At 45.5% G+C, this 23,815-nt stretch carries 24 protein-coding genes; 7 read left to right on the top strand and 17 right to left on the bottom strand.

The genetic code is table 11. From position 1 onward, the window contains the following. The first annotated feature begins 131 nt into the window (after nt 1–131). Entirely contained in the window at nt 132–1,436 is a 1,305-nt protein-coding gene (locus QUA24_RS12265) for a cytochrome P450 (protein ID WP_333229967.1), read from the top strand. A gap of 187 nt (nt 1,437–1,623) precedes the next feature. Here the strand turns inward: QUA24_RS12265 and QUA24_RS12270 are convergent, their stop codons facing one another. Further along, complete coding sequence (locus tag QUA24_RS12270) at nt 1,624–2,229, bottom strand: chorismate lyase (RefSeq protein WP_333229969.1); 606 nt, start codon at nt 2,227–2,229, stop codon at nt 1,624–1,626. 185 nt (nt 2,230–2,414) lie between these two features. On the opposite strand from QUA24_RS12270, the gene QUA24_RS12275 reads away from it, so the two are divergent. Then, nucleotides 2,415–4,034, top strand: a complete 1,620-nt coding sequence (locus tag QUA24_RS12275) for an NAD(P)/FAD-dependent oxidoreductase (RefSeq protein ID WP_333229971.1) — start codon at nt 2,415–2,417, stop codon at nt 4,032–4,034. Between the two features lie 71 nt (nt 4,035–4,105). Here the strand turns inward: QUA24_RS12275 and QUA24_RS12280 are convergent, their stop codons facing one another. Then, a complete protein-coding gene (locus tag QUA24_RS12280) occupies nt 4,106–4,657 on the bottom strand; it encodes an acireductone dioxygenase (RefSeq protein ID WP_333229973.1) in 552 nt (183 codons plus the stop codon). A 227-nt stretch (nt 4,658–4,884) separates the two neighbouring features. Here QUA24_RS12280 and QUA24_RS12285 point away from each other — a divergent pair, with 227 nt between their 5' ends. The 3 genes from QUA24_RS12285 (at nt 4,885) to QUA24_RS12295 (ending at nt 7,289) form a co-directional block, all read left to right on the top strand. Beyond that, nucleotides 4,885–5,850: a M48 family metallopeptidase gene (locus QUA24_RS12285; RefSeq protein WP_333229975.1), complete on the top strand. Its 966-nt coding sequence runs from the start codon at nt 4,885–4,887 to the stop codon at nt 5,848–5,850. A 219-nt stretch (nt 5,851–6,069) separates the two neighbouring features. Continuing rightward, a complete protein-coding gene (locus QUA24_RS12290; RefSeq protein WP_333229976.1) occupies nt 6,070–6,495 on the top strand; it encodes a DUF4359 domain-containing protein in 426 nt (141 codons plus the stop codon). Between the two features lie 233 nt (nt 6,496–6,728). Then, nucleotides 6,729–7,289, top strand: coding sequence for a TerD family protein (locus QUA24_RS12295; protein ID WP_333229978.1), 561 nt, complete (start codon nt 6,729–6,731; stop codon nt 7,287–7,289). Between the two features lie 157 nt (nt 7,290–7,446). On the opposite strand, the gene hpsP is transcribed toward QUA24_RS12295, so the two are convergent. The 9 genes from hpsP to hisH form a co-directional block, all read right to left on the bottom strand. Continuing rightward, nucleotides 7,447–8,667 (bottom strand): hormogonium polysaccharide biosynthesis glycosyltransferase HpsP, encoded by a 1,221-nt coding sequence (gene hpsP, locus QUA24_RS12300; RefSeq protein WP_333229979.1) that lies wholly within the window; start codon nt 8,665–8,667, stop codon nt 7,447–7,449. A 47-nt stretch (nt 8,668–8,714) separates the two neighbouring features. Continuing rightward, nucleotides 8,715–8,894: a hypothetical protein gene (locus tag QUA24_RS12305; RefSeq protein WP_332977946.1), complete on the bottom strand. Its 180-nt coding sequence runs from the start codon at nt 8,892–8,894 to the stop codon at nt 8,715–8,717. Next, on the bottom strand, nt 8,891–9,238 hold the full coding sequence (locus QUA24_RS12310) for a hypothetical protein (RefSeq protein ID WP_333229981.1): 348 nt from the start codon (nt 9,236–9,238) through the stop codon (nt 8,891–8,893). The genes QUA24_RS12305 and QUA24_RS12310 overlap by 4 nt, the downstream gene beginning before the upstream one ends. 41 nt (nt 9,239–9,279) lie before the next feature. After that, nucleotides 9,280–10,449, bottom strand: a complete 1,170-nt coding sequence (gene hpsO, locus QUA24_RS12315; protein WP_333229983.1) for a hormogonium polysaccharide biosynthesis glycosyltransferase HpsO — start codon at nt 10,447–10,449, stop codon at nt 9,280–9,282. 30 nt (nt 10,450–10,479) lie between these two features. Further along, nucleotides 10,480–11,454, bottom strand: a complete 975-nt coding sequence (gene hpsN / locus QUA24_RS12320) for a hormogonium polysaccharide biosynthesis glycosyltransferase HpsN (protein WP_333229987.1) — start codon at nt 11,452–11,454, stop codon at nt 10,480–10,482. Nucleotides 11,455–11,472: 18 nt separating this feature from the next. Continuing rightward, entirely contained in the window at nt 11,473–13,098 is a 1,626-nt protein-coding gene (locus tag QUA24_RS12325; RefSeq protein ID WP_333229988.1) for a glycosyltransferase family 39 protein, read from the bottom strand. Nucleotides 13,099–13,309: 211 nt separating this feature from the next. Further along, the gene (glmM, locus tag QUA24_RS12330; RefSeq protein WP_333230027.1) at nt 13,310–14,770 is read right to left on the bottom strand and encodes a phosphoglucosamine mutase; all 1,461 of its coding nucleotides are present in this window, start codon (nt 14,768–14,770) and stop codon (nt 13,310–13,312) included. 256 nt (nt 14,771–15,026) lie between these two features. Then, the gene (gene rsmD / locus QUA24_RS12335) at nt 15,027–15,569 is read right to left on the bottom strand and encodes a 16S rRNA (guanine(966)-N(2))-methyltransferase RsmD (protein ID WP_333229990.1); all 543 of its coding nucleotides are present in this window, start codon (nt 15,567–15,569) and stop codon (nt 15,027–15,029) included. Between the two features lie 156 nt (nt 15,570–15,725). After that, nucleotides 15,726–16,361 carry an imidazole glycerol phosphate synthase subunit HisH gene (hisH, locus tag QUA24_RS12340; RefSeq protein ID WP_333229992.1) on the bottom strand — a complete coding sequence of 212 codons (636 nt, stop codon included), beginning with the start codon at nt 16,359–16,361 and terminating at the stop codon, nt 15,726–15,728. Nucleotides 16,362–16,407: 46 nt separating this feature from the next. On the opposite strand from hisH, the gene QUA24_RS12345 reads away from it, so the two are divergent. Further along, on the top strand, nt 16,408–16,914 hold the full coding sequence (locus tag QUA24_RS12345; RefSeq protein ID WP_333229994.1) for a pyroglutamyl-peptidase I family protein: 507 nt from the start codon (nt 16,408–16,410) through the stop codon (nt 16,912–16,914). A 49-nt stretch (nt 16,915–16,963) separates the two neighbouring features. On the opposite strand, the gene QUA24_RS12350 is transcribed toward QUA24_RS12345, so the two are convergent. The 4 genes from QUA24_RS12350 to lgt form a co-directional block, all read right to left on the bottom strand. Further along, nucleotides 16,964–17,446 carry a flavin reductase family protein gene (locus QUA24_RS12350; RefSeq protein ID WP_333084418.1) on the bottom strand — a complete coding sequence of 161 codons (483 nt, stop codon included), beginning with the start codon at nt 17,444–17,446 and terminating at the stop codon, nt 16,964–16,966. A 149-nt stretch (nt 17,447–17,595) separates the two neighbouring features. Next, nucleotides 17,596–18,435: a dienelactone hydrolase family protein gene (locus QUA24_RS12355; protein WP_333229997.1), complete on the bottom strand. Its 840-nt coding sequence runs from the start codon at nt 18,433–18,435 to the stop codon at nt 17,596–17,598. A gap of 189 nt (nt 18,436–18,624) precedes the next feature. Continuing rightward, nucleotides 18,625–19,431 (bottom strand): precorrin-4 C(11)-methyltransferase, encoded by an 807-nt coding sequence (cobM, locus tag QUA24_RS12360; protein ID WP_333229999.1) that lies wholly within the window; start codon nt 19,429–19,431, stop codon nt 18,625–18,627. Between the two features lie 120 nt (nt 19,432–19,551). Beyond that, on the bottom strand, nt 19,552–20,445 hold the full coding sequence (gene lgt / locus QUA24_RS12365; RefSeq protein ID WP_333230001.1) for a prolipoprotein diacylglyceryl transferase: 894 nt from the start codon (nt 20,443–20,445) through the stop codon (nt 19,552–19,554). A gap of 339 nt (nt 20,446–20,784) precedes the next feature. Here lgt and rlmN point away from each other — a divergent pair, with 339 nt between their 5' ends. Continuing rightward, nucleotides 20,785–21,894: a 23S rRNA (adenine(2503)-C(2))-methyltransferase RlmN gene (rlmN, locus tag QUA24_RS12370; protein ID WP_333072679.1), complete on the top strand. Its 1,110-nt coding sequence runs from the start codon at nt 20,785–20,787 to the stop codon at nt 21,892–21,894. Between the two features lie 101 nt (nt 21,895–21,995). Here the strand turns inward: rlmN and QUA24_RS12375 are convergent, their stop codons facing one another. Then, nucleotides 21,996–23,105, bottom strand: a complete 1,110-nt coding sequence (locus QUA24_RS12375) for a class I SAM-dependent methyltransferase (protein WP_333230003.1) — start codon at nt 23,103–23,105, stop codon at nt 21,996–21,998. Then, entirely contained in the window at nt 23,098–23,811 is a 714-nt protein-coding gene (gene purN / locus QUA24_RS12380) for a phosphoribosylglycinamide formyltransferase (protein ID WP_333230005.1), read from the bottom strand. The genes QUA24_RS12375 and purN overlap by 8 nt, the downstream gene beginning before the upstream one ends. Between the last annotated feature and the right edge of the window lie 4 nt (nt 23,812–23,815).

The following is a 23,815-nucleotide window of genomic DNA, read 5'->3' on the forward strand; positions in this document are numbered from 1 at the left end:
AAAGACGCACCCGACAGGCTACCAACAGAGAAAAGTTATTTTTCCATAAATTTGTCTGGTGCGTATTGCCCACCCTCCAACTAAAATTGATATGATATTAAAAATCTAAAATCTAAAATCTAAAATCTAAAATGGCATTACCTCCCGGCAGTTTCGGTTTACCCCTAATTGGCGATAGCCTCAAGTTTTTGCGAGATTCCCAATTTGCCAAAAAACGCCACCAGCAGTACGGGCCCATTTTCAAAACGAGCATTTTCGGAGAGCCTACCGTGTTTATGCGTGGCCAAGAGGCTAGTTTGTTTGTTTTAAGCAAGGAAAACCAATATTTTGTTGTGAGTTTTCCTCCGAGTACGAAAGCGCTTTTAGGGCCGCTTTCCTTGTCCCTGCAAACGGGTGCTAACCACCAAAATCGGCGCAAGTTGCTGTACCAAGCGTTTCAGCCGCGAGCTTTAGCCGGCTACATCGGCGCGATGGAAGATATCACTCAGCGCTATTTGGAAAAATGGGTCGAAATGGAAACCCTGACTTGGTATCCTGAACTGAGAAATTATACTTTTGATGTTGCGTGTAAGTTGTTAGTAGGGATGGAAAAGGGTTCGGAAACGGCGCTAGGACATTATTTTGAAACTTGGTCTAAGGGTTTATTTTCGATTCCTTTAGATGTGCCTTGGACTCAGTTTGGTAAGGCGAAAAAGTGCCGCAAGCTGCTGTTGGCAGAACTGGAAAAGATTATTCGCGATCGCCAGCAAGGAACCCCTAGCGGCAATGATGCTTTGAGTTTGCTGATTTCGGCTCGCGATGACGAGGGAAAAAGTTTGAGTTTGGATGAGTTAAAAGATCAAGTGCTGTTGCTGCTTTTTGCGGGACACGAAACTTTAACTTCGGCGATCGCCTCTTTTTGCCTCCTCCTAGCTCAACATCCCGATGTGATGGCAAAAGTGCAGGCCGAACAGCAGCAGTTCCCCGCAATTGAACCGCTAACCTTGGAACAGCTCAAACAAATGACTTATTTAGAACAGGTGCTGCGAGAAGTGCTGCGTTTAGTTCCACCGGCGGGAGGTGTTTTTCGGACAGTAATTAATGCTTGTGAGTTCGGCGGCTATGAAATTCCCAAGGGTTGGAGCGTGGTTTCTGGGATTACTCAAACCCATCAGGATAGTCAACTTTATCCGGAACCCGATCGATTCGACCCCGATCGATTTAGCTCGGATCGATCGCCTAAACCTTTCAGCTACGTGCCATTTGGCGGCGGTTTGCGAGAATGTTTGGGCAAAGAATTTGCCCGGTTAGAGATGAAGTTGTTTGCAGCAAAGATGGTTCGGGAGTACGAGTGGGCTCTGTTACCGGATCAAGATTTGAATTTGATCGCAATACCGATGCCTCATCCTCGCGACGGTTTGCGAGTAAATTTTCGTCGAACAACTATGAACAGGTAGAAAATCCAGCTCCCCGACTTCTTGAAGAAGTCGGGGAAGCTCATACCAAATCCGGCTGTATACCCTCCCGATCTATCTTCCTCTTCTTCTTTGTGTCCTTCGCGGTTTATCAAAAAGAACTAAGGCAAGCGTGTCACAATTAGTAAAGTGCGTCAGATGCCCAAACCCTAGATAAGCCGATAGCATCTCAATCCACATCCAATTTCATCGGGCCCAAATACTTAGTTAAATAAGGAGAAAAAACCTCATAAATCAGAGTCAAGGGCTTACCATGATGCCAAAACAAATAGTGTCGCCCCCAAAAAGGCCCCGACTGTTCAAAAGCTGACTCCAAAGCCACCGAATCACCGCAATAAATGCCCTGCACATCGCGATACAATTCTGTCCGCAGCCTCGCTAAACTGGCCCAAATTGGCAAAGATTTATTTTGTAAATATTCGTCTACATGACTTGCTTCCCACCAAGAAGTCGCATAGGCCAAGCGCTGTCCCGAAGCAGTCCGCAGCCACACTTGGCGGCGCAGGCGCGGCCCCGGAACGGCGACAATTTGCTGGGGCGCGCCGTCTGCGTCTTCACCCACTAAAGACATATCGATGACATCAACTTCTGTGGGTTCCCCTGTCAGCAGTTGCAGGTGACGGGTGGGGGAACCGTCGCCCAGGAGCAGTATTTGCCACGCCGGTGCGAGCTTGGTGTGGGGCAAACCCTTCTGTACTGCGTCTTCGGCTCCTTGCCAGAGGGGGTTGAGAGCGTGCCAGGTGCGGCTGTTTTTGGGTGTAAATGTTGCAGTCAAGGGTCTTTACAAAACTTAATTTTTTGTTTATTATAACGCTTCTTCAATTATCCACTCAAAAATTAAAAATTGATCGACCGAGGACGATCGCCCGTAGGATCTCCGGTTAAATAGTTATAATACTTCTGTTCGGGATTTTTATTCTTCCTTCTTGCTTCTTCCTTCTTCCTTCTTCCCTCTGCTATATGTTACGAATAACCGAAATAAAACTCCCCCTAGATCATCCTCAAGATGCGATCGCCAGTGCCATTCTCAAAAAGCTGCAAATCCCCCCCGAAGAATTGCTCAGCTATTCCATCTTCAAGCGCAGCTACGATGCTCGTAAAAAAGGAGAAATCCTCCTTGTCTATATTCTGGATGTAGAGACGACACAGGAAAAGCAACTTCTCCAACGCTTCAAAAAAGATCCTCATGTAATGGTGACACCAGACACGAGTTATCGCTATGTAGCGCAAGCCCCCAACAATTTGACGATTCGCCCCATTGTGATTGGTACAGGGCCGTGCGGTATGTTTGCAGGTCTCATGCTGGCACAAATGGGCTTTCGCCCCATCCTTTTAGAACGCGGAAAAGCAGTACGCGATCGCACGGTTGACACGTTTGGATTTTGGAAGAAAAAAGCAGAATTCAACCCAGAATCTAACGCCCAGTTTGGCGAAGGTGGTGCGGGTACTTTTTCCGATGGCAAACTCTACAGCCAAGTTAAAGATCCTCAGCATTATGGACGTAAGGTGCTGACGGAACTTGTGAAGGCGGGAGCTTCACCGGAAATTTTATATATTAATAAACCGCATATTGGCACGTTCAAACTGGTGGGAATTGTCCAAAATCTTCGCGGCCAAATAGAATCATTAGGGGGAGAAATTCGGTTTCAAACTCGTGTAGAAGATATCCACATCGAAAATGGAAAAGTGCAGGGACTTACCCTCGCCAGCGGAGAATATATTGCTAGTAATTATATAGTTCTGGCGGTGGGACACAGCGCCCGCGATACTTTTGAAATGTTGTTTTCGCGCGGGGTTTACATCGAAGCAAAACCATTTTCTATTGGTTTTCGAGTCGAACATCCCCAAACTATCATCGATCGCTGTCGTTTTGGCGATCGGGCAGGCCATAAGCTTTTGGGCGCCGCCGATTACAAACTGGTTCACCATTGCCAAAACAATCGTTCTGTATATAGTTTCTGTATGTGTCCCGGTGGTTTGGTAGTGGCGGCTGCGTCAGAACCGGGGCGACTTGTCACTAATGGGATGAGTCAATATTCTCGCAATGAACGCAACGCTAACAGCGGAATTGTGGTGGGTATCACGCCGGAGGATTATCCCGGTCATCCCTTAGCAGGAATTGAGTTTCAACGTAGCCTAGAAGAACGGGCATTTGAGTTAGGAGGTGGCACTTACAACGCCCCTGGGCAGCTTGTGGGTGATTTTTTGGCAAATCGCCCTTCCACGGCGCTAGGCAGTGTGCAGCCGTCTTATACGCCAGGAGTTGTGATGACTGATTTGAGCGAAAGTTTGCCAGGTTATGCGATCGCAGCTATCCGCGAAGCACTTCCGGCTTTTGACAAACAGATTAAAGGATTTGCGATGGATGATGCGGTTTTGACTGGGGTGGAAACGCGCACTTCTTCACCAATTCGGATTAAACGCAAGGAAGATTATCAGAGTTTGAATACAGAAGGTCTTTATCCTGCTGGGGAAGGTGCAGGATATGCGGGTGGAATCCTGTCGGCAGGAATTGATGGGATTAAGGTGGCGGAGGCGGTTGCTTTGAGTATTTTGCGATCTTCAAACCACAAAATTTGACGCGGGATTTGAGGATTTTTAGATGATTTGAAGATTGCCGTCAACTGTCAACAGTCAACCGTCAACTCTGTTCAAACAGCAGCTAAACGCGATCGAATTTCCGTATCCGTATACTCCGGCGTCCAGCCTTCTTGCGTGGTAAAATAGCGCACCGCTTTAATTTTCCGGGCTGCTGTCAAATAAAACCAATGTTCTGTATTCGCCGGTACGTTGATAAATTCTTCCGGCTGCACTGTGAGTTCGACTTGGCTACCGTCAGGCCGCACGAAGCCGAAAATGCCCTCGCCTGCTACGATATAGCGGACTTCATCATCGGCGTGGATGTGGCACTTGTTGAATTTGGACAGCATGGTGTCGAGGTTGGGAATGTCTGGGTGCAGTACAATTAAGTCGCGATCCTGATAGCCTGCACTTTCGGACAACTGTTGAAAGTAGCCGTCGAGGGCTTGTAACACTTGCTCTTTTTGATTGTCGTCAAGAGCATCTTTAGCTAACAAATTTTGAATTTCAGCGCTGTCACCCACTGGCCAGCGGTTGAGTTGAATGTTTAAAGGCGCGAGTTCGCGGGTAATGTCGCTTTGTTGAGTGTAGGTTGTACCGTTTTCGAGTTGCAGGATAGCCATTTTTGCACGTTCCAATTTTTGGGTGAGGCGATACACAGGCACTGTGAAAGATGTTTGTCGATCGCGCCTGTACCAGATTCACAATTTTAACGCTAATTTGAACAGGCTTTCCGCCCTGTTCCACAACAGTTCAATATTTGTCGCGATAACATTGATAAGTCAGGCGCCAGCTAGCACCAGCAGCGATCGGCAATCCTGATATCTTAAATGTAACTTTTGCAACAACTATGCCTACTTATACGGGAATTTCTAGTGAAGCATTTCAGCATCCCCTTGATCGCCAAGCTGAGGAAGCGTTACGCAGTGTGCCTGGATTTGACTTAATTGCCAGCAAATTTGTAGAATTTGTCTACGAACGACCACAATTCGTTTACCTAATGGGAAATAGCATTCAAGTCGGCCCGCGCCAATATGCCAGCATTTATCATATATTTCGCGAGTGCGTGCAGGCTTTAGATGTTTTTCCAGAACCGGGTTTGTTTGTTTCTCAGAATCCCTCAGTTAACAGCTATGCCCTGGGAAAAAACCAGCCTTATGTAGAATTAAACACTGGTCTTTTAGACTTGTTGGACGAGGCGGAACTGCGGGTAGTCTTGGCTCACGAGTTGGGACACATTAAATGCGGCCATCCAACTTTAAATCAAATGGCGATGTGGGCGATGAGCGTTGCCTCGACAATTGGCGAGATGACTTTCGGTTTGGGAAATATGGTCGGTAGCGGTTTAATTTTCGCTTTTTACGAGTGGCGGCGCAAGGCTGAATTGTCGGCAGACCGGGCGGCTTTGTTGGTGACGGATGACTTGAACAGTGTGATGAAGACGATGATGAAACTTGCGGGAGTTAGCAGTAAATATGCTGACCAATGCAGTTTGCAAGAATTTATCCGCCAGTCTGACAACTATCAAGAGCTCGATCGAGACAATCTCAACCAAGTGTATAAATTTTTACTTTACAACGGGGGCCAAGGCGTGATGCTGAGTCACCCTTTCCCCGTGGAAAGGCTGAGGTATTTGCGAGACTGGGCCAGTTCCGAGGAATACCGCCAAATTAAGCTGGGGAACTACAAGCGGGCTGTATCCGAGGGCGCGGTTGATGTCAAGTCGCAAACGCCTAACAGTGAGACGGAGGCTTTGCGCCGTCAGATTGAAGAGTTGCAGCGGGAGATCGAGAGGCAAAAATCAAAGCGAAACTAAGTTTCCTCGTCCCCAGGCTCTGCCTGGGAACCAGCTAAATGTTTGTTGAAGATTTACCGGATTTGAGGGAGGGGGAAACGTAAAAGGAAGGTAAACCAGTGAGAGACTTACTCACAACTGGCCTCCAATCTAAAAACTGTCCCCTCCTTTCGGAAATCTGTTTCTGAGGAGGTGTAGTTTAAATCAAGAGAAGCTTATAAATCAACGGGGCTAAAAAAAATGAATATTGATAACGCAATGAATACTAACCAACCAACTTCTAGTTTTTTCGGCAATGTGGGAAAAGTTGCGATCGCGCTGACTCTTCTAGCTGCCGGTATGGCATTTACAAATCCTGGGAGAGACAAATACCTAACTTATGCTTCCGGGGTGCTACAAACCGAGTTGGAAAGCACTGTGTGTAAAGATTCTCGCGTTCCGAAAGCTTTGAGCGGCATTACAGATACTTTGATCGGCAGTTGCAAGAATTTGCTGACTTCGCAGCGCGACACGATCGAAAGCTTGCTCGACAATACAACGCAGCGTCAGAATTTAGGCGTTGCCAGTATTTACACAACTGAATTAGGTAAAAAAAGCTATCAAACGGTTGGAGCTTTTGGTAATTTTGTTACCCTGCCACCTAGTTCTGAAAATGTTCAAAATTAGAGTCAAATTAAGTTCACGTGTTGAAACCGGGTTTTTTAGAAAGCCCGGTTTTTGCTTACGTAATCCTCTCTCAGTAAATCTCAATAAATTCGGAGAGCAATAGCACATATTTTTAATGAGACCCGCTATTAGAGAGAAAATATTAAGTTTTCTTAAAGAAGAAAAGTTATTGTCCCACTTAATATTAACATGAACGCTATAAAGTTTGATGTTTAACAAATAAGCAGATGGTAATGCAATTAAGTAAGGGTGAGAGATTTAATATATCTAAAGAAGCGCCCGGTTTGAAAAAAATGGCGATCGCCCTCGGTTGGCAGGTGACAGAGGCAGGACAAAGCTACGAGGTTGATGTCTCTGCGTTTATGCTAGGTGCTGACGGCAAAATACCTAACGATAAATATTTGATTTTTTACAATAATTTGCAATCCTTTGACAATTCTGTACTGCAAGTGATTCGGGATAAAAACAACAGAAGTCAAGAGAATAAAACTATTTACGGCGTTATCTTAAAAAGAGTTAATCCTGAAATTGAGGAAATAACTTTTGTTGTCACTATTGACGAAGCCGATAAAATCAAGGCAAATTTTAGCAATATCAAAAATGCTTTTATCAAAATTACCAATTTGGATACAGGAAGCGAACTTGTTCGTTATGAATTAAAAGAGAATTTTTCGCTAGAGACTGCTGTAGAATTTGGTCGCTTGTATAGAAAGAATGGAGAGTGGAGATTTCAAGCGGTAGGAGCAGGATATCAGGCAGGATTGCAGAGTTTTGTTGACAAGTATTGCACCTAAAGTAGCAGCGTTGAAAAAATCTCGCCTGCAAATTCTGATAGCAGCAGTACAAGAACTCGCAGCAGGAGAAGAAGTAAAAGGTAAACCCCAGTCACATTAGTCAATATAGCAACCGTCAAGACAGTTAGGACGTTGTTAATGGCTGAAACGATAAATTTTACTGCTTCTTCCCTCTTCCTTCTTCCTTCTTCCTTCTTCCTTCTGCTATAGATGACAAAATCTCCTGGTAAGCATCGATGGTTTGTTGGGCGATCGCCTCCCAGTTATAATGCTTTCTTGCATACTCTTGGCCGTTCAATCCCCGGCGTTGACGTTCCTGTGGATTCAGAAGTGCTGATTTGATTGAATTGGCGATCGCCCCTACTTCCAAAGGCCCCACCCAACCAGCTTCTGCTTGCTGTATGTCTTCCGCAATATGTATGCGATCGGAAATGGCGACAGGTACACCAGCGGCCATCGCTTCTGCTACAGCAATGCCAAAGTTTTCGTAATAAGAAGGCAATACAAATAAGTCGGCTTTTGTCAACAGTTCAAGTTTTAAATCACCGCTCACAAAGCCAGTTATTCTTGTGTATTTTGCTAAGCTTGAATTATGAATTTGTACTTTAATTTGTGTTTCATAATCAGCATCTTGGGGATTTGAACCAGCTAAAATAAAGTGAAACTCTATGCCCGATGCCAAAATACTTTCTAATGCTGGAATTAACAAATTAAGCCCTTTTTTAGGTTCAATTCGCGACATAAATAAGATGATTGGCACTTCTGATTCCCGCAATCTCTGAGGAAACAAACCTGCTCTCACCCCCAATGGAATCACCAAATCCCGTGGCACAGGCATCTTGCCTGTGCTACCCAAACCAAATCTTTCTGAGATTTTAGCCTCTTCTTTACTTGTGAAATGAATTGCGGCAGCGCCTGCTAAATTAGGGCCTTCTAAAAGCGTGGCATAAATCTGTTTCAAGCGCTTTTTTTTCTGCAAATCAGCGGGATCAAGCATACCGCAGGGACGCATAATATATGGCAACTTGTGATATCTAGCAATTGTGGCGGCAAAGGTAGTTACTGGTGAGAAAAGAGCGTGAATATGAGCCAGGTCAAATTGTCGCGCGTTTTCATTTAACCACTGCAATAACGAGAGTGAAAATTTATATCTGCGCCAGGGATAACAGCGGAAATAAATAATCTGATAACCGTTTTGTTGTATTGGTTGATTTAGAGGAACATCTAAAGGAAGTTGACCGATATCTCCGTTAGAATCTGTGGTGATAATGGTGACATCAATGTTTTTTGCTGCGAGGGCCGCAGAAAGTCCGAGTACCATTTGACTTGGCCCGCCGTATACCAAGGAAATTGAGGGGATAATTTGGAGAATCCGCATCAGGGATAGTTATTTAAATCAACATACCAACATCTCCCCTTACAAATTTAATTATCTGCAAAAGGCTGCCCGTCTAGCTGTTCAGCTTCCTCTCTTTTTGTTGCTGTAATTTGGGTATTGTGAGCCATTGTCTTGGAAAATTCATACATTTCACTGGCTTTTGCTTCCGCAGCTTTCACAATTTCAAGGATTTCCAGGAGTAGGCTTTCATCGGGTAATTGTTTCATGGCAATGCTTCTAATCTCTCAACTACTTTGTCTATCATACTTCTCGATTCTGGAGCCATCTTTAGCAAGGCTGCTAAATAATCTCCTGCTTTTTGAACATCTTCATCGGGAACACCAGCCATTAATACATTGCCCACCATGTGCTCTGCTTGTAAGCGAGTACCTGCTACGTTGAATTGAAAATTGGTGATCAAAGAAAAGTATTGCATCAGTATTTCATTTTGCGGAAAAAGAGACATGGCTCTTCTAAGTGCAAAAAGTCCCTGCGTTGCTTGGCGCTCGCTATCGTCTAGTACCTGGTAGAGCTCGTCAACCAAAGAGCGTATCTCGGAAGGAATAGACATTTACCAAATTTTTTATTTAACACTTGCATTATAGCTAAAAGTTACAACAATTCTTTGTAGAATTCCAACAACTGCTCAGCTAAGGCTTTATTGGTATAATTGCTCATCGCTCTATGATAACCCCGATCGCCCAAATCGGCCGCCAAATCCTGCCCCTCCATCAATTTCTGCAAACACTCTCGCAAAACCCCTGCATTTCCTTCTGGGAATAATAACCCCGCATCGCCGATGACGTGGGGAATTTCCCCGCAGTCGGAACCAATCACCGGAATGTGACAGGCCATCGCTTCAATTAAAACGTGACCGAATTGTTCTTTCCAGCCCACAGTGGTCAAAGTTTTGAATTTATAGCTGGTTTGCGAAGGCAATACCAAACAGTTCATTAAGTTAATGTAGGGGGGGATTTCTTCGTGGGAAACGCTTTCTACCCAGATTATTCGCTCGCTGATTCCCCATTCAATACATTTTTCGGCGAGGTGCGTCCGCAATTTTCCTTGTCCTACTAACAGCCACTTCCAAGAGCTTTTCTTTAACCCTGCCAAGGCTTCAGCTAAAGTCAACAATCCTTTTTCTTCGACAAATCGCCCTACAAATCCTACCACAAAATCGGTCGGTTTAATTCCTAACCTGCGCGATAAATCAGCGTCTTTACCAGTGCGGCGAAACAAAGTTTCATCTACTCCGAGTTGTGGCATTACTTTTACCGCACCTTGATAGCCGCGCTGCCGCAAAATTTTAGCTCCATCTAAGTTGCCTGCAATAATTCCGTCGGTGTGCTGAAGATTGTAATTTTCTAAGACTGAAATGGGCCACTTCAATTGATAAGGCAGATTCCACCAAGTAAATAATATATTTTTTGCTTGGAGTGTGAGCAGTTTATTTAGTAAAATTAATTGAGCACAAGCGAGGGATTTTGAACCTTGTTCAACTTGAATTATCTGCGGCTTAATTTTTTGCAAAAGTTCAATTAAATCTCTACCAAAAGTTAGCAATCCTTGATTGTTTTGACTAAAGTTGGAGACGGGGACTACTTTAAATGAGCCTTTTTGATAAAATTGCGTTTCTATAATTTTATTTTGTACGCCTCCCGGTTTCCAACGCCGCGGCACTACAACTGTTACTTCAATGTCGGGTTCTAGGTTGGCTAATATCTTGAATTTTTCCCGATTAATGTCCACAATATAGGTGTGACTAGCCACGAGAATTCTCATTTATTGGGAAGGGCGAATGGGAATAGGTAATTATTGAGCGTTAATCTTGTCTTGATGGCTATAACTTTGTCCATCATTCCACAGAGATTGAATTAGTGTATTGATAGCACTGAGAAAACCCAGGATATAAAAAGCAAATCTAGTTATAATTTTAATGGGCGAGTGGCTTTTATAACAAGGTGGATTTCCCAAAACGTGGCAGTCAAATAGTTTGGCAAAAAATCGCAGGCATTGAAAAGCTGTTAAATTTTTCAATCCCATGAGGAAATGGTTGTGATAAAATGTTACTTGATATTCGATCGATCGCGTACTGACATCGTGACATCCGCCGCTCTCTTCCCCCAAGTGAACTAAAGACGCATTGGGATCGTACCAAATTTTCATGCCAGTCGATCGCAATCTCAAACAAAAATCCGACTCCTCCCGCACCGCACTCCCTGCAAACCGCTCATCAAACCTCAGCCCCCATTCGGCAAAAACCTGCCTGCGAAATGACATATTGCAGCCTCTAGCCGAGAGCACCTGCTGCGGTTTTACTGTATGCACCAAATCGATAAAATACCAGGCAATGCCCGCATCCATCGCTTCTGAGGGCAAATATTCGATCGCCAAATCGCCTCCAGAATTATCCAGTTTCATTCTGTCAAAAACCCTGCCCGCCACACATCCCACATCGGGTTTTTCTAAATAGTTGTCAGCGTGAGCTGCCAAAAAACCATCTGGCAATTGTACATCATCATCAATAAATAAAATAATCTCTCCAACTGCGCGCCGGACTGCATAATTTCGAGCAGCAGGCAAACTCGCCCAATCTACTCTAAACCAGCGAATTTGGCCCGCATTTGCCAATTGCTCTAAATAAACTTGAGTTTCCGATTCGTGGCTGCGAGTTTGATCAATTACCAGCACTTCAAAATTCGGGTAATTTTGCCGAATCGCATCAGCCAATGTCTCTCGCAGAGGTTGTTCACGGTTGTAGGTAGGTATCACAACAGAAATCATCATTTGCAGTTGCCACTTTGCTTATTTCTCTACACGCCAAAGCCAGCCATCGCCTGGTTTGTAAATTAATGTAATTTTATATTTTTGCACTTTTTCTAGTTCAAATTTTAATGCTTCTGTAGCTCGGTAGAGAAATACATCGCTAAAACCATCAGGAATTTTGACTTGTTCGGGTTTAACTGCCAGCAAAAGCTGTACTTGCGGCTTCAGCATATAGCTGACAGACAGTATTTTTCCTGTGATGTTGTTGCCTCCGTGAGTGATTACTAAAGGTTTTTTCGCTTGATTTACAATCGCCGCTACTTGCGGATTGTATTTAGTGCTAGAAGGATATTTGTTCCACCACAGTTGGGACTGTGAGCTGACGGCACAAGAAACTATTCCACTCGATATTAGCGCTATTAAACCGAACTGCCATAGCTTTTGTTGGCGGGGATTGGTAGCGACTTTAATTTTAGCGGTGAATAGGTAGGCAACAGCTATCTGGATTGCTAAAATATAGGGAACCAGATAGCGATCGGCAACGCCTCGCACTGCTATCAATACTATCGCTGTAATTCCGATCGCTGTCAAGACAAACAGCCAAACTCGTTTAGGACTTGAGCGGCAGAGCGAGTATATTGAATGTGCGATCGCTAACAGCAATACGGCTACTACAATCACTCGGATTAAATCTGTAGTCATATTTATAGAACCAGATTTGATGATTCCGCCTTCCCAATGCGTGTCGATAAACATTCGGCAGGTGATGAGAATTAAAGGTTGAAGTGAAGATATCAAAGGCATGAAAAAGCGGGGAAAGCCTACTGTTGACTTAATTTCTTCCGAATTATCAAGTAATACCCAAATCCAAGGAGCAAAAAGAATTATTGCTATCGCTGAAGCTAGTAAATAAGCAATTAATGTTTTGCTAAAACGCCAATTCTCCTTAATAATTACATAGATGCCGTGGGCGAATACTACTAAAAAAAATAATAAACTAGAATAGAGTCCTAAAGTCAGGGCGATCGCATAAATAGACCAAACAGCCTTGCTCAATTTAGATGTGATCGGAGAATTTTGTAGGGTGATAGCCCGCAGCAGAATTGCATTCGACAGCAAAACCAGGACTGCAAACATCATGTAGGGTCTTGCCTCTTGCGCGTACAAGACGTGAAAGGGGGAAACAGCAACGATTGTAACAGCCACCCATCCCACAGACGCAGAGCGAAATAATTCCCAGCACAGCCAATAAATGCTGGGAAAAACTAACAAACTAATCAAAGCTGAAAGACTTCTGACAGTCGCCACTTGCGGGTCGAACAACTGCACCCAAAACCTGGCTAAAATAAAATACAGTGGCGACAGTTGAGGTTCTTCTGTAGCTAAACCTTTAACAGTATCCAACCAAGTTTTTTCGGGATTTATCTGCTGGTATTTCCGCTGCAAATCTCCGACGCTAATTGTTTTGCCTTGAAAATCTTGCTGCACCATTTCCGTCCAAGTGTAGCCAGAAATTCGCAGCGAGGTGATAGATTCGTCGAACGAGTAGACTTTGCGATCCAGATTAGTAAAGCGAAACCATATCCCCGTTATTAATATGACGACAATTAAAAATTTTAACGAAACTCGATGCAGCCGCCCATTTTGAATTGATTTGGTGTTCATACAATCAGAAATGGGGAAATGAAGAAAGAAGGATTTAGTTATTTAGGAAAGAGGGAATAAAGAATGAGAAATTAGTTTCAATAGCGCCTATATTTATCTAGAGGCTTCTTCCTTCTTCCTGACATCCGTTACATCCGTTACATCCGTTACATCGGTCGAGCGAATCCGTTGCCAAACTTCCTTCTTCCTTCAGATTAATTCCCCATTTCCATCAGATAGCTATGTGTTGCTGAACGGCTAAAACTAAATTTTCAGTCCAGAAATTAGCCAATTCGGCACTGGCAGCTTCCACCATAACTCGAATTAGCGGTTCAGTGCCAGAAGCGCGCACCAAAACCCGTCCCTGTTCTCCCATTGCTGTTGTAGCACGATCGATCGCACTTTGCATTGCCTCGCACTCCTGCCATTTCAGGCGTTTTTCGCGATCCTCAACCCGAATATTTCGCAGCAACTGCGGATAAGTTTGGAAACTGCCACTTACCAATTGTGCTAAAGATTGCCCGGACTGGCGCACCAGCGAAGCCAAATGCAAAGCTGTCAGCAAACCGTCGCCGCTGACACCGTAATGCGGACAAAGAATGTGTCCCGACTGTTCGCCGCCCAACATCGCACCAGTGCGCTGCATTTCAGCGTGAACGTACTGATCTCCGACGTTGGTTCTAGTTAGTTTGCCGCCCAATTCTTCCCAAGCTCGCTCGAAGCCGAGGTTAGCCATTACAGTAGAAATAATTAAATTGGATGGTAACTGTTCGGAGTCGCGCAACTGCCGGCCCCACAGATAAAGAATGTAATCGCCGTCAATCGTTCGACCTTGGTTGTCAACACACAAAACTCGATCGGCATCGCCGTCAAAAGCAAAACCCAAATCGGCATTGTGTTCCAAAACAGCCGCTTGCAAACTGTCAAGATGAGTAGAACCGCAGTTAACATTAATACGAGATCCATCAGGAGAGTCGTGCAAACAGATCACATCCGCCCCCATTTGCGCGAACACCGCCGGCGCCAAACCCGCGGCCGCCCCCCAAGCCAAATCCAAAACTATCCGCATTCCCTCCAAATTCATCTGTTGCAGCGAATCACAGAGCGAAGTGGCATAATCTTTAACCAACTCAGAGCGATGGTAGTGGTGTCCCCAAGCCAAGCTAGCCACCGGAACCTTTGCCCCTCGGATTCCCGCTTCGATTTGTTCCTGCAACTGCTGCGACAGCTTCGAGCCGTTTGAGTCGAAAAACTTAATGCCGTTGTCTTCTGGGGGATTGTGAGAAGCCGAAATCATCACTCCGCCGACCGACTCCGAAACGCTTGCCAGATAAGCAACGCAGGGAGTGGGACACAATCCCAAATTCCACACTTCCAAACCGGCGGCCGTCAAACCCGCTGACAGTGCCATTGCCAGCATATCGCTGGAATTCCTGCTGTCTTGCCCCAAAATCACAGGCCCCTGGTTGGAGGTATTTTGGCGTAGAACTTGTCCAGCCCAGAAGCCGACTTGCAGGGCTAGGGGTGCATTCAGCAATTCTCCAACTTTCCCGCGAATGCCGTCTGTGCCGAAGAGTTTGGTATTGGGCAGGGGGAGGCTATCTCCCAGCAGAATCGTATCGCGTTTGACTGGCTGTACCGAGTTAGCAGCCGGAAACTCGCTGCCACGAGGGCGCGAAGGTGTCTGAACCATATTCACTCCTTTAGGAATATTCACACTCACACTTTGGGTTCATGTTACAACTGAAAGTCTTTATTTTCAGCGTAAACTCCATTTATTTCGTCAATTGCTTAAGCAACTTGCTTTGACAACCTACGCACAAAGCTTAACTTCATCGGAAAAATTTGTATTGTACCCAAGGGAAAAACTTTTAGTCCCGGGCGCGCCAACGCCATAAAACCCGGTTTCTTTCTGCGTCGAGGAATGATGCTGCTGCTGTTTGAGCCTGTCAGGCACTGCGTGTGTAGAAGGTTAATGCTGTATTGCCGTATACTTTCTGGCGGCAAATTTCTAGGCCGGAAATCGCTTGTGCCGATCGCTCCGGGCTGTGTTCGATCGCGATTTCGCCGAGGAGTGCTAGCATTTCTTGGCTGGCGATCGTGTTTAACACAGGTTCGTACAAGTCGCTGGCGTAGGGCGGATCGAAGTAAATGCGATCGAACTGCTGCCCCGCTAGTGCCGCCAATTTCGCCGTCGCGTTTCCCCGCAGTATTTGGAATGTTTGGGACGAGTCTGCTACTTGCTCCCAGTTTTCGCGGATAATCGCACAAGCTTTCGCCGACTGTTCGATGCCAGTGACACTCGCGGCTTGCCGACACAAAGCTTCTGCACCCATCGAACCGCTGCCGGTACAAATGTCAAGCCATCTGCAATCTGCGATCGTCCCTTGCCAAATATTAAATAAAGCTTCTCTGACTCGCGAAGGTGTAGGGCGAGTTGCGAGTCCCGGCAGGGTTTTTATTTGGCGGTTGCCAGAGATTCTCAGACTCATACAATTTTAGATTTTAGATTTTAGATTTTAGATTGGGGATGACTGAATGAATATAAATTTGGTGCATACTTACAGTTGCATTCTTTATTGAAACTGGTATCATATAAAACTATAAACACCCGGTTTATACTACAAACCGGGTTTTGCACAAATCGCCTAAGCAGGTACTTTTTCCCTCACCAGAGTGACAAAATTTGACAGCATTTGCAATCCCGTACTCGAAGACTTTTCCGGGTGAAATTGCACGGCCATCAGATTGTCTTTAGCTATAGCCGCCGTCACGTTTTGACTACCGTGAGTCACAATTGCCGATCGCACTTCCCAATCAACTGGATCGACATAATAAGAATGCACGAAATAAACCCAAGGATCGGACGGTAAATTTTGCCACAGCGGCAAATCCGGCTGAGGAAATTGCAATTGATTCCATCCCATGTGCGGAATTGTCAAACCCGGTTCCGACCGAAATCGGCGCACTTTTCCGGCAATAACGCCCAATCCCGGTTCTACACCTTCTTCGGAACTTTCAAACAGAATTTGCAAACCCAAACAAATGCCTAAAAAAGGTTTTCCCGATGCGATCGCCCTTTTTATCGGTTCTATCAAATTGCGCGATCGTAAATTCTGCATTGCCGGGTCAAACGAACCCACTCCCGGCAAAACCACCGCATCAGCCTGCTCGATTATAGCAGGAGAATCTGTAATTTGTGGCACTGCACCCACATTTTCCAAGCCTTTACAGACTGAGTGCAGATTGCCCATGTCATAGTCTACTACTGCAATGACAGACATTGACTTACTTGCCTTATATTATCAATATCAGTATTATTGCACAAATATGACGGCGAAAATCCTGCTAACCTCATTTGATACTTGGCTTCCCCATCAGAAATCCAACTCTTCGGACGACTTATTAGCTAAGATTTCCCAAATCAAATCTTTGCCTGATTCCCTGACTTTTTTGAGGAAACTGCCAGTAGATTTTCAGCTAGCACCTAATTTAGCGATCGCCAAAATCAACCAACTCCAACCCGACACTATTATCTGCTGCGGCATGGCCGAAAGCAGGCAAAAATTAACTATAGAATCTTGCGCTTGCTGCGATCGCGACATTCGGCAAACATCAGTTAATCTCGAACCGCTAGTCGCTGATTTAGCTGCAACAGAAATTAGTCACGAAGCCGGAAAATTTGTATGCGAAGCCCTCTATTATGCAGTTTTAAAACACCTTGCAGATTCTCAACTTAGCACCAAATGTATTTTCGTACACGTACCAATTTTGACAGAAGAAAATGCCGACCAAATTGTCGCCGATTTTTTATTAATTTTAACTCGCCTCCCTTAACAACCGACAACTGACAACTGACAACTGCCAGTTGCCAACTGCCAAGTCTTTAGCCGCCGTAATTCCAACCGGTGCTTTCTAGCAGCAACGGATTGCCTTCTCGGTGGACGCCGGCTGCCAAAACTTCTCCCACATAAACTGTGTGGTCTCCGTGTTCCACAGAACCGACAACTTTGCACTCGATGTAACCCAGAGAATCCGAGATAATCGGACAACCAGTTTCCGCGCCCGGATAAAATTCTACATCTTCAAATTTATTGCCAACGCGGCGCTGCTGCTTGAAGAATTTCTGGGCTAATTCTTTTTGCCCTGCTTCTAGGAAACTCAAAGCAAAGACACCGCTGGCTTTGATCATGCCGTGGGATTTGGAGTCTTGCTTGACGCAGTTGACAACTAAGGGAGGGGTAAAGGATGATTGCATCACCCAGCTAGCGGTGAAACCGTTGACTTCCTCCCCGTCTTTGACACCGCAGATGTACAATCCGTGAGGGATTTTCCGCAAGATGGTCTTTTTAGCTTGTTCGTCTAGCACGGGCTTACCTGTTCGATCGATAATTCTACACCGCCCAGTTTACCAATATCGGGATCGCAAACCCACCTGTCTTAAGGGCTATTCGCTAATATTGCCTTTTTAGATCCCAAACTTGACACCAGTTTTAAGTCAAAATTAACAACTCACAACTATGATGAAACTCCATACTTTTTAAACCAATCTTGCATCCGTTTCCAACCATCCTCAGCTTCTTTTTTCCGGTAACTGGGGCGATAGTCGGCGTTAAAAGCGTGCGGCGCATCTGGATAAAGCACAATTTCCGAACCGCTGCTACCAGTTTTGAGAACTTCCCGCATTTTCTCGACTGTATCGTTGGGAATTGACTCGTCTTTGCCACCGTAAAGCCCCAATACAGGCACTTTCAAAGTTGCTGCAATGTCGATCGGCTGTTTGGGAGTTAAAGCCGTAGAATTGCCAACTACACGCCCGTACCAAGCCACTCCAGCTTTGACTTTCGGGTTGTGGGAAGAGTACAGCCAAACAATTCTGCCACCCCAGCAAAATCCTGTAATTCCCAACTTATTAATATTGCCTTTTCCTAATTTTTGTGCCCACTCTACGGTAGCATCTAAATCAGACATAACTTGAGCGTCAGGAACTTTCGAGACAACTTTACTAATAATTTCTTGGATGTCGGTGATTTTAGAAACATCACCTTGACGGGCAAACATTTCTGGGGCGATCGCTAAATAACCTAATTTAGCAAAACGGCGGCAAATATCTTGAATGTGTGCGTGAACTCCGAAGATTTCTTGAATTACCAGAACCACGGGAAAATTGCTACCATTAGCAGGCATTGCTCTATATGCTGGAATTTGTCCATCTTTGACAGGAATCTTGACTTCACCTGCGACTAAACCGCTAGCATCAGTGGTGATAACGGCAGCCGCAATAGGATGAACTGCTAAGGCAAATCCGGCGCTTAATGCGGTGACAGTGATAAATTGTCTGCGAGTTAAATCAGTCATGGCGATTTTAGATTTTAGATTTTAGATTTTAGATTGGGGAATTGAGAATTGGGAATTGGTAATTGGTTATTTCATAATTGCTCCTTCTTCCCTCTTCCTTCTTCCATCGGACTGACATCCGTTACATCCGTTACATCCGTTACAGAATCCGTTGCCGAACTTTCTTTTTCCTGACATCCGTTACATCCGTTACAAAATCCGTTGCCGAACTTCCTTCGAGGGTCGGAAAAGCCGATCGTGATCTGGATGGTACAAGCGCGATCGCCCTTCTGCTGATTTTCCCAACGCCGGACTAATCACATACATTGTCGTTCTGATCAAATTATTTTCGCGCGTAGCAACGGCCATTTTGTCAAGGGGAACTAGCACAATTTTTTCATCGGGCCAGCCCAACCGATAACAAATCGCTACAGGCAAATCCGATGGGTAATGTTCCATCAATTTAGCTTGAGCTTTTTCCACATGGCGGGCACTCAAATACAGGCACAAACTCGCTTGATGAGCCGCTAAACTCGCCAATTCTTCGCGATCTGGTACTTCGGTTCTACCGCTAATTCTGGTCAAAATAATTGTCTGTACAATTCCCGGAACTGTCAACTCAATTTTAAGTTTAGCCGCCGCAAGTTGGAAAGCGCTAATTCCCGGAATTACCTCAAAAGCAATTCCCTCGGAGGCCAAAGCTTGCATTTGTTCGCCCACAGCCCCGTATAAACAGGGATCGCCAGAATGCAGGCGGACGACGCTTTTTCCCTCGCGCACTCGTTGCACCATCAAAGGTACAATCTCTTCGAGGGTTTTATCGGCAGTTTGGATCACTTCAGCATCCGCGCGTACCCCCTGCAAAATTTGCTCTGGAACTAGCGAGTCAGCAAATAATATGACATCGGCTGCAGCCAGTAATTTTTGAGCCTTAACAGTCAACAAATCCGGGTCTCCTGGGCCTCCACCTACAATGTATACCCCTGGAATTAGGGATTCAATCTCTGTCAAACTCATGGCTGCTAAAAAATTTGCTAAATTTACGGACGCTTCCGGATGTACCTATTTTGGTTGGAAGTAAGAGATGGTAGATGCACCCTGGTTTTGAACCCTAGAGACTAACCTCTCTGGGGTTTTTTATTGATCCTCTGGGGATTTCTGAGTGATCTTTGCCCGATCGCTATTGGGGGAGACAACATCGGGTAAAGGTCTATCGAGCAAATAAAGCCAAGCTAACCCGCCCAACCCTAACACAATCCCAGTCAAGCTTACCATCTGTGCCGTCCGCAGCGGCCCGAACATCAAACTATCAGTCCGCAACCCTTCAATCCAGACTCTACCGGAACTGTAAGCTGCGATATAAACCAAAAATAAAGCACCAGTTTTCAAGCGAATTTTGCCCTGCAAATCGCGGAAAAATAAACCCAGAAGCAACCCAAATACTGCCAAATTCCACAGGGATTCGTAGAGAAATGTGGGGTGGAAGTATTCAAAATTAGCGTAGGCGGGCGGGCGGTTGCTGGGGGGAATATAAAGTTTCCATGGCAAATCCGTAGGACTGCCAAAAGCTTCGGAGTTAAAGAAATTTCCCCAACGTCCGATCGCCTGACCGAGAATTGCCGAAGGCGCGATTAAATCTGCCAATTGCCAAAAAGAAACTCGCTGAATTTTCGCAAAAATTAAAGCTGCGATCGTTCCACCCAAAATCGCCCCGTGAATGGCAATTCCGCCTTTCCAAATTGCAATAATATCTTCAGGCCTCTGGGCGTATTGCTGCCACTCAAAAGCCACGTAATAAATTCGAGCACAGGGAATAGCGCCGATAACCAGCCAAATTGCCAAATCACCCAATAATTCCGGGTTGACGCGGCGCTTTTCGGCCAAGTATTGGGACAGACTGACCCCAATCAAGACGGCAGAAGCTATCAACAGCCCGTACCAGCGAATGGCTACGGGGCCAAGTTGAAAGATAATTGGGCCCGGCGATGTAAATTGAAACGCTAAGGGCAGCGCAAGAATATTTAGCACCATAAAAGTTGCATTAATTGTGATGGAAAGCTGTCAAATTTGCATACCCTTTAACAAACTCCAGAGTTTATTTTAGGTGGCTGCGGTCATTTACACGCAATATTTGGGGAATTTTGCCAAAAATTAACTTTGTTGCGGACATTGGTGTCTGGACTTTTATTTGTGAGTCCACAATAAGATACCCCCTAACCCCCTTTCAAAAGGGGGGAACCGGATTATTCTCAAAGTCCCCCTTCTTAAAGGGGATTTAGGGGGATCGAGACTTCGCCTTTTTGAGGATTAACGGCAGTTTTGGTCGAGAAGTTTTAATATGGAGGATGGCTTTAAATTTTCTGATGACCTATGTCTCCTACTTCCGTTTCTCAGGTGTACTCTTCTGGTAATTCCAAGGGTGCGAATCAGTCTCGCAAGACTGCTGCTTTGGCTGTTGAGTCGGGTAAAATTCCGCCCTTGCTGGGGGCGAGTTTAGCTGAGTTAACGGAGTGGGTGCAGCAGCAGGGACAACCGGCTTATCGGGGAAAGCAGTTGTACCAGTGGATTTATGAGAAAGGTGCGCGATCGATCTCTGACATTTCTGTATTCTCGAAACAGTGGCGCGAGACTGTTGCTAAAATTCCGATCGGGCGATCGACTATTCACTATCGATCGGTCGCACCAGACGCCACGGTAAAGTATCTCTTAAAATTGGCAGACGGTCAAATCATTGAAACAGTCGGCATTCCCACCGATAAACGGCTGACTGTGTGCGTCTCAGCCCAAGTTGGCTGCGCGATGGGCTGCGACTTTTGCGCTACCGGAAAAGGCGGTTTCAAGCGCAATTTAGAAAAACACGAAATCGTCGATCAAGTCTTGACTGTACAGCAAGATTTCGGCCGCAGAGTCAGCCACATCGTATTTATGGGAATGGGCGAACCCCTGCTGAATTTCGATAATGTTGTAGCTGCTGTCAAGTGTTTGAATCAAGACGTAGGAATTGGACAGCGAAACATCACCATTTCCACAGTCGGAATTCGCAATCGCATCAGCCAACTAGCCGAACATCAACTGCAAGTTACCCTCGCCGTCAGCCTCCACGCTTCCAATCAAAGATTGCGCGAAGAGTTGATTCCTAGCGCCCGCCCTTATCCTTTGGGTGAGTTAATCGCAGAATGTCGGGAATATGTGCGATCAACTGGGCGCAGATTAAGTTTTGAATACGTACTTTTAGCAGGTGTGAATGACTTACCAGAACACGCAGCCGAGTTAGCAACTCACTTGCGCGGTTTTCAGTGTCACGTCAATTTGATTCCTTACAATCCGATTCAGGAAGCTGAATATAAACGACCGACTCCCAATCGAATTAACAGTTTCGTTGCGACTTTGAAGGAAAAGAAAATTGCAGTTAGCGTGCGATATTCTCGCGGATTAGAAGCAGATGCCGCTTGCGGACAATTGCGGGCTTCCGAGGTTTAGGAGCGGATTTTTAATCGCTAAAAGTTGTAGTAAAGTGCGTCAGAATGCGTTATTTTCTCAATTTTTGATAAACTAGGTTTTGACCCACTCTACTACTTTAGCTACAAGCGTTTAACCAGTATCCACCGCAACTCTAACGGCGGTGTTTGTTGCACAGAAAATAAATCTCGCCCGCTAGCCCAACTGACAAACCAAGGTGTCGGTGGCCACGCAGAGTCAGGCAAATGTTTCTGTTCGTATTCAATCACAGATTCATCAGAAATAATTTCTAACGGCAAACCCTCTATTGCTGCTTGCAATTCTTGCCTGGTAATCAGATAAGACCAACACAATTCAGACATTTGTTTTGCCATCTCATCGGGTTCGTACCCATCTACTGCTAAGAAAGCACTGAATAATATAAACCCGCCACTTAAAACGGCATCGGACATTTTTCCCAGGAAAAGACGAATTTGTTCGGGGTAGCGGAAATGAGAGAGAACTTCTGTAGCAATGGCTAATTTGTACCGATAAGTTTTCATCCTCAATAATGGATCTAAAACGTCGCCTTGAGTGACATTTATCGGCAAGTTTTCGGCGGTGGCTGCGGATGATAGTTTCTCGGCAAATATGGGTGTTAGTTCGATCGCATCCACGGAATGACCTAACCTTGCTAAAGGCAAACTATTGCGCCCTGGGCCCGCACCGACATCTAAAATAGGTGCTTTTCCGGGTTCGCCTAATTCGGCGGCAATGGCGATGACTTTGGCATCGGGATGGCTGCCGAATAAAGGTTCGGGGCGAATATCCGGCCAGCTATGATATTTCTGGGCCATTGATTCGATTTGAATCTGGGTATTCAGAGTAATGCCGCCAGCTAAACCGCTTTGGGAATTGGCGGGAAAGTATGAGACTATTAGATTAGCATGGGGGGAATTTTTGAATCCTTCTGCTAAGGCGTTGGCGATTAATGTTCGCAAGTTTTCGGCTTGGGCAGCGTCGATATTCTGTCCGAGAATGTTTAAGAAGTCTGAGAGTAATTTAAGATAGTCGTCTAGCATCGATGGCAAGCAAGGCAGATAGAATTCTCCCTTGAGGCCGATGCTCCTTTTGAGTCTTTCTTTGAGAATTAATTTCAGGCGATTCGAGTCTGTCAGCGGCGAGCCTATTTCGGGTGATTCGCTGACAGGCAATTCCGGGTAAGATACAGCACTGGCAAGGTTTTTAGTCACAATGTTTTTGATTAGATTCGGCAATAAGTGCGATCGCACCGAGCATAATCTTGTGCTCTTGCACCTGAATTCGAGCGTGCAGTGTTTCTGCTGTATCATCAGGCAATACCGGCACCGCAGCCTGCATTAAAATCGGCCCGCTGTCTACTTCTAAACGGGCGATATGCACCGTACATCCAGTGATTTTAACCTTGGCGGCTAGTGCTTGCTCGACGGCGCGAATTCCTGGAAAACTCGGCAGTAAGCTGGGGTGAATGTTTATAACGCGATCGGGAAAAGCATCAAACAAAACTTTGGTAACAATTCGCATCCAACCCGCCATCACGACCCATTCTACATCATAATCTTGGAAAGTTTTGACAATTTTTGTATCTAATTCTTCGCGACTTTTGCAGTCGCGGTGATTGAGCAGAATCGAGGGAATGTCGTATTTTTCGGCTCTGGCTGCGGCTTTGGCTTCGGGGTTGTTGTAAATTAATACTGGGATTTGAGCGTTGAGTTGTTGATTTTGGATGGCTTGGGCAATTACCTCGAAGTTGCTGCCGCTTCCTGATGCCAAAACTCCTAATTTTAACGGAGGATGGGCCGGAGCGATCCTCTTCGTTGGCGTAGCCCCCGTAGGGGCGGGCTTCGCTAACGCACTTTTGCCAATCTCAGGAGAAATCAGGCAGGCATTGGAATTAACAGATACTGGATTAGCGGTCATTCGA

The sequence above is a fragment of the Microcoleus sp. Pol12B5 genome, from assembly GCF_036701335.1.
GTDB lineage: Bacteria > Cyanobacteriota > Cyanobacteriia > Cyanobacteriales > Microcoleaceae > Microcoleus.

Excerpts from the sequence above, each read along its gene's own strand:
- hpsO (WP_333229983.1), bottom strand. The coding sequence starts at position 10,449 with ATGAGAATTCTCGTGGCTAGTCACACCTATATTGTGGACATTAATCGG.
- cobM (WP_333229999.1), bottom strand. The coding sequence starts at position 19,431 with ATGAGTTTGACAGAGATTGAATCCCTAATTCCAGGGGTATACATTGTA.
- rsmD (WP_333229990.1), bottom strand. The coding sequence starts at position 15,569 with ATGAGTCTGAGAATCTCTGGCAACCGCCAAATAAAAACCCTGCCGGGA.
- lgt (WP_333230001.1), bottom strand. The coding sequence starts at position 20,445 with ATGGTGCTAAATATTCTTGCGCTGCCCTTAGCGTTTCAATTTACATCG.
- hpsP (WP_333229979.1), bottom strand. The coding sequence starts at position 8,667 with ATGCGGATTCTCCAAATTATCCCCTCAATTTCCTTGGTATACGGCGGG.
- QUA24_RS12275 (WP_333229971.1), top strand. The coding sequence starts at position 2,415 with ATGTTACGAATAACCGAAATAAAACTCCCCCTAGATCATCCTCAAGAT.
- QUA24_RS12295 (WP_333229978.1), top strand. The coding sequence starts at position 6,729 with ATGCAATTAAGTAAGGGTGAGAGATTTAATATATCTAAAGAAGCGCCC.
- QUA24_RS12345 (WP_333229994.1), top strand. The coding sequence starts at position 16,408 with ATGACGGCGAAAATCCTGCTAACCTCATTTGATACTTGGCTTCCCCAT.
- purN (WP_333230005.1), bottom strand. The coding sequence starts at position 23,811 with ATGACCGCTAATCCAGTATCTGTTAATTCCAATGCCTGCCTGATTTCT.
- QUA24_RS12355 (WP_333229997.1), bottom strand. The coding sequence starts at position 18,435 with ATGACTGATTTAACTCGCAGACAATTTATCACTGTCACCGCATTAAGC.
- hpsN (WP_333229987.1), bottom strand. The coding sequence starts at position 11,454 with ATGATGATTTCTGTTGTGATACCTACCTACAACCGTGAACAACCTCTG.
- QUA24_RS12305 (WP_332977946.1), bottom strand. The coding sequence starts at position 8,894 with ATGAAACAATTACCCGATGAAAGCCTACTCCTGGAAATCCTTGAAATT.
- glmM (WP_333230027.1), bottom strand. The coding sequence starts at position 14,770 with ATGGTTCAGACACCTTCGCGCCCTCGTGGCAGCGAGTTTCCGGCTGCT.
- rlmN (WP_333072679.1), top strand. The coding sequence starts at position 20,785 with ATGTCTCCTACTTCCGTTTCTCAGGTGTACTCTTCTGGTAATTCCAAG.
- QUA24_RS12285 (WP_333229975.1), top strand. The coding sequence starts at position 4,885 with ATGCCTACTTATACGGGAATTTCTAGTGAAGCATTTCAGCATCCCCTT.
- hisH (WP_333229992.1), bottom strand. The coding sequence starts at position 16,361 with ATGTCTGTCATTGCAGTAGTAGACTATGACATGGGCAATCTGCACTCA.
- QUA24_RS12265 (WP_333229967.1), top strand. The coding sequence starts at position 132 with ATGGCATTACCTCCCGGCAGTTTCGGTTTACCCCTAATTGGCGATAGC.
- QUA24_RS12280 (WP_333229973.1), bottom strand. The coding sequence starts at position 4,657 with ATGGCTATCCTGCAACTCGAAAACGGTACAACCTACACTCAACAAAGC.
- QUA24_RS12325 (WP_333229988.1), bottom strand. The coding sequence starts at position 13,098 with ATGAACACCAAATCAATTCAAAATGGGCGGCTGCATCGAGTTTCGTTA.
- QUA24_RS12310 (WP_333229981.1), bottom strand. The coding sequence starts at position 9,238 with ATGTCTATTCCTTCCGAGATACGCTCTTTGGTTGACGAGCTCTACCAG.
- QUA24_RS12290 (WP_333229976.1), top strand. The coding sequence starts at position 6,070 with ATGAATATTGATAACGCAATGAATACTAACCAACCAACTTCTAGTTTT.